The organism is Streptomyces afghaniensis (assembly GCF_044327915.1).
Taxonomy (GTDB): Bacteria; Actinomycetota; Actinomycetes; order Streptomycetales; family Streptomycetaceae; genus Streptomyces; species Streptomyces afghaniensis.
Genome location: NZ_JBIRGJ010000022.1, coordinates 1690 through 3526 on the forward strand (window position 1 = coordinate 1690; position 1837 = coordinate 3526).

General features: G+C 57.7%; 1 rRNA gene (cut by a window edge). It reads left to right on the plus strand.

Annotation, left to right across the window (positions count from 1 at the left end):
- Positions 1 to 136: 136 nt before the first annotated feature.
- Positions 137 to 1837, plus strand: a 23S ribosomal RNA gene (locus tag ACH4G3_RS42310) (it continues 1126 nt past the right edge of the window).

The window sequence follows — 1837 nt, forward strand, 5'->3', positions numbered from 1 at the left end:
TGGTCGGGCACGCTGTTGGGTGTCTGAGGGAATGGATTTTTCCTCAGTGCCGGCCCCAGTGAACTCGGATCGAAGGTCCGGGGTGATGGGTGGCTGGTCGTTGTTTGAGAACTGCACAGTGGACGCGAGCATCTGTGGCCAAGTTTTTAAGGGCGCACGGTGGATGCCTTGGCACCAGGAACCGATGAAGGACGTGGGAGGCCACGATAGTCCCCGGGGAGTCGTCAACCAGGCTTTGATCCGGGGGTTTCCGAATGGGGAAACCCGGCAGTCGTCATGGGCTGTCACCCGCTGCTGAACACATAGGCAGTGTGGAGGGAACGCGGGGAAGTGAAACATCTCAGTACCCGCAGGAAGAGAAAACAACCGTGATTCCGGGAGTAGTGGCGAGCGAAACCGGATGAGGCCAAACCGTATGCGTGTGAGACCCGGCAGGGGTTGCGTATACGGGGTTGTGGGATCTCTCTTTCACGGTCTGCCGGCCGTGAGACGAGTCAGAAACCGTTGATGTAGGCGAAGGACATGCGAAAGGTCCGGCGTAGAGGGTAAGACCCCCGTAGTCGAAACGTCAGCGGCTCGTTTGAGAGACACCCAAGTAGCACGGGGCCCGAGAAATCCCGTGTGAATCTGGCGGGACCACCCGCTAAGCCTAAATATTCCCTGGTGACCGATAGCGGATAGTACCGTGAGGGAATGGTGAAAAGTACCGCGGGAGCGGAGTGAAATAGTACCTGAAACCGTGTGCCTACAAGCCGTGGGAGCGTCGGACATCAAGCTTGCTTGGTGTCTCGTGACTGCGTGCCTTTTGAAGAATGAGCCTGCGAGTTTGCGGTGTGTTGCGAGGTTAACCCGGGTGGGGAAGCCGTAGCGAAAGCGAGTCCGAATAGGGCGTTTCAGTAGCACGCTCAAGACCCGAAGCGGAGTGATCTAGCCATGGGCAGGTTGAAGCGGAGGTAAGACTTCGTGGAGGACCGAACCCACCAGGGTTGAAAACCTGGGGGATGACCTGTGGTTAGGGGTGAAAGGCCAATCAAACTCCGTGATAGCTGGTTCTCCCCGAAATGCATTTAGGTGCAGCGTCGTGTGTTTCTTGCCGGAGGTAGAGCACTGGATAGGCGATGGGCCCTACCGGGTTACTGACCTTAGCCAAACTCCGAATGCCGGTAAGTGAGAGCGCGGCAGTGAGACTGTGGGGGATAAGCTCCATGGTCGAGAGGGAAACAGCCCAGAGCATCGACTAAGGCCCCTAAGCGTACGCTAAGTGGGAAAGGATGTGGAGTCGCACAGACAACCAGGAGGTTGGCTTAGAAGCAGCCACCCTTGAAAGAGTGCGTAATAGCTCACTGGTCTAGTGATTCCGCGCCGACAATGTAGCGGGGCTCAAGCGTACCGCCGAAGTCGTGTCATTGCAGCAATACGGCCAACGCCGGCTGTGATGGGTAGGGGAGCGTCGTGTGCCGGGTGAAGCAGCACCGGAAGGTAGTTGTGGACGGTTCACGAGTGAGAATGCAGGCATGAGTAGCGATTCACACGTGAGAAACGTGTGCGCCGATTGACTAAGGGTTCCTGGGTCAAGCTGATCTGCCCAGGGTAAGTCGGGACCTAAGGCGAGGCCGACAGGCGTAGTCGATGGATAACCGGTTGATATTCCGGTACCCGCTGTGAAGCGTCAAACATCGAATCCAGTGATGCTAAGCCCGTGAAGCCGTTCCGGACCCTTCGGGGAAAGGAAAGTGGTGGAGCCGGTGGCCCAATCTGGTAGTAGGTGAGTGATGGGGTGACGCAGGAAGGTAGTCCAGCCCGGGCGGTGGTTGTCCCGGGGTAAGGGTGTAGGAAC